Genomic DNA, 3062 nt, shown 5'->3' on the forward strand with positions numbered 1-3062 from the left:
CATAGTGAAATTCTTATGCCTAAAGATACAAAATCTTTAGGTAATAACAAAGCCCCAGCTTGTGAAAGTCGGGGCTTTGTGCGTAAAAAACAGAAGGTGTGCATTTTGACACACCTTCTATTATATATCAAAAAAGTAACTTTACTTACTTCACTGCTCTTCTTATTCAGCAGTTTTTCTTCTGATAGCTCTTTTGGTAGTAGCTACCGGAGCTTCTTCCACCTTGTGTTCGATTTGTACGCCAGCCAATTCCGGGTCAATCATAATACGTCCGCAATATTCACAAACGATTACTTTCTTACGAGAACGGATATCCAGTTGTCTCTGGGGCGGAATCTTGTTAAAGCAACCACCACAAGCGTCACGCTGTACGTATACAATACCCAATCCGTTGCGAGAGTTCTTACGGATACGTTTGAAAGACTGCAACAGACGCGGTTCGATCTTAGTTTCCAAATCTTTAGCTTTGTCTCTCAATTTCTCTTCTTCCTGTTTGGTTTCAGAGATAATTTCGTCCAGTTCGCTCTTCTTCTGCTCAAGGTCTTTCAGTCTTTCGTTAAGAATCTGATCGTTCTTCGTTACTTCAGCCTCTTTTTCTTCTTTATCAGCAGAATATTCCTTAATTCTCTTTTCGCAAAGTTCGATTTCCAATGTCTGGAATTCGATTTCTTTCGTCAAGAAATCATATTCACGGTTATTGCGAACATTGTCTTGTTGTGACTTATATTTTTCTACTGAAGCCTTTGCTGTTTCAATTTCTACTCTCTTGCCGGCAATAGCAGATTTCAGTTCATCCACTTCAGCTTTGATCTTGTCGATACGGGTACTCAAACCAGCAATTTCATCTTCAAGGTCTTGCACTTCCAACGGAAGTTCACCTCTCAATGTCTTGATTTCATCAATCTTAGACAACATCGTTTGCAGTTGGAACAGTGTCTTCAGTTTCTGTTCTACCGTCAACTCATTCGGATCTTTTTTTGCTTCTCTAGCCATTTTACTTATAAATATTTTATGGGATTCGTATTTATTTTACTCAATTGGAGTGCAAAATTAGGAAATAAATCCCGGATTATGGAATAAAAAATTTCTTTTGTATATTGTTCGCTTTCGTAATGACCAATCTCTGCCATCAGAATATCACCCTCGTGGCCGAAATAATCATGATATTTGATTTCTCCCGTAATAAAGACATCCGCACCCGTCCGAATTGCCTGTGGAAGCAGGAAAGCTCCGGCACCACCACATAAGGCAACCTTCTGTATTTCTCTCCCCGTCAGTTTGTTATGACGTACACAACCCACTTCAAAGATTTTCTTGATGCGTTTCAGAAACTCGAGTTCCGTTTCCGATTCATCCAATTCACCTACAATTCCCGAACCTGCCTGCAACCAGTCATTCTGCAACGGATACAAGTCAAATGCCGGTTCCTCATAAGGATGTACAGACAATAAAGCCTTTATAACTTCCGCTTTTTTATATATAGGAAGAATGGTTTCAATCCTCACTTCATTTTCATGATGCAGTTCACCGATTGTTCCACAGAAAGGATGCGTTCCCTCTTTTGCCCGGAAGGTTCCCTCTCCTTTCAGATTGTAACTGCATGAATCATAGTTACCTATATTTCCGCGTCCGGCTGCAAACAACACTTCGCGCACACTATCGGCTTGTGCATCCGGCACGAAAGTCACCAGCTTAATCAGACAGTTCTCTTTCGGTTCGAGCACTTTCAGATTCTTCAACCCTATTTTCTCTGCTATCTTATAATTAACTCCACCTTGTGCATTATCAAGATTAGTATGTGCTGAATAGATCACAATATCATTCTTTATTGCTTTCAGTATGCAGCGTTCCACGTAATCTTTGCCCGTGATAGATTTATAGCCCTTGAAAATGAGCGGATGGTGCGATATAACGAGATTGTACCCCAGCGCGATAGCTTCATCCAACACAGCTTCGGTAACGTCAAGACACAACAAAGCCCCTGTTGCTTCCGCTTCTGTCAATCCGATTTGCAGGCCGGCATTATCAAATCCGTCTTGCAATGGCAGAGGCGCGAATCGTTCAAGGGCGCTTACTATTTCCTTAATTTTCATTATTGGTAGAAAATTTGGTTGCAAAGATAATAAATAAAATAGGAATTAACATACTAAGTGATCGTTTTTTAGAGAATTTATCGTTATCCATTTTTTGAGATCCCCGTAAAAGATATAAAATACCACCCAGAAACTATCAAAAAGGACCTAAAAACTATCTGTTGATAGAAATTCCCCTAAATTACGTCTGATTCTCCCCTACCAAGGTCGACAAAATATCTTAAACTTGCATCATCAAAATTTTTACAACGAATACTCACATTTTAAAAACAACACATATGAAAAGTTTAAGCTTCAGAAAAGATTTGGTAGGAGTTCAGGAAGAATTACTACGTTTCGCATACAAACTGACAACAGACCGCGAAGAAGCAAACGATTTGCTGCAGGAAACCTCATTGAAAGCATTAGATAATGAAGATAAATATACACCCGATACAAATTTCAAAGGATGGATGTACACCATCATGCGCAATATCTTTATCAATAATTATCGTAAGGTAGTTCGCGACCAGACATTTGTTGACAAGACCGATAACCTTTATCATCTTAATTTGCCGCAAGATGCAGGGTTTGAAAGTACTGAAAGGACATACGACCTGAAAGAGATGCACCGTGTAGTCAATGCTCTTCCGAAAGAATACAGGGTTCCGTTCGCCATGCACGTTTCCGGATTCAAATACCGTGAAATTGCAGAAAAACTGAATCTTCCGTTAGGTACCGTAAAAAGTCGGATCTTCTTTACCCGTCAGAAATTACAGGAAGAACTAAAAGACTTCCGCTAAACCATAACTATATCCATATAAATTTTAGATTAAACAGTTAATTTCATTTTTCAGTTTTATCAATAGGCAAAGAGGTTGTGTCAAAACGCTGACACAGCCTTTTTTTATGCGCAAAGCCCAGACTTTCTCAAGCCCGGGCTTTGTTATTACCCAAAGTTTTCGTATCTTTAGGTATAAAGTTTTTCGT

At 39.3% G+C, this 3062-nt stretch carries 3 protein-coding genes; 1 reads left to right on the forward strand and 2 read right to left on the reverse strand.

Features of this window, described 5'->3' with window-relative positions:
* Nucleotides 1-162: 162 nt before the first annotated feature.
* Together N5O98_RS26965 and N5O98_RS26970 are read right to left on the reverse strand one after the other, a co-directional pair.
* On the reverse strand, nucleotides 163-993 hold the full coding sequence (locus N5O98_RS26965; RefSeq protein WP_004295942.1) for a zinc ribbon domain-containing protein: 831 nt from the start codon (nucleotides 991-993) through the stop codon (nucleotides 163-165).
* 5 nt (nucleotides 994-998) lie between these two features.
* Nucleotides 999-2093 (reverse strand): Nif3-like dinuclear metal center hexameric protein, encoded by a 1095-nt coding sequence (locus tag N5O98_RS26970; protein WP_004308922.1) that lies wholly within the window; start codon nucleotides 2091-2093, stop codon nucleotides 999-1001.
* Between the two features lie 278 nt (nucleotides 2094-2371).
* Between N5O98_RS26970 and N5O98_RS26975 the strand changes: the two genes are divergently transcribed.
* Nucleotides 2372-2875, forward strand: a complete 504-nt coding sequence (locus N5O98_RS26975) for an RNA polymerase sigma factor (RefSeq protein ID WP_004303051.1) — start codon at nucleotides 2372-2374, stop codon at nucleotides 2873-2875.
* Nucleotides 2876-3062 lie beyond the last annotated feature (187 nt).

Source organism: Bacteroides sp. LFL-34 (assembly GCF_027257075.1).
Lineage (GTDB): Bacteria > Bacteroidota > Bacteroidia > Bacteroidales > Bacteroidaceae > Bacteroides > Bacteroides ovatus.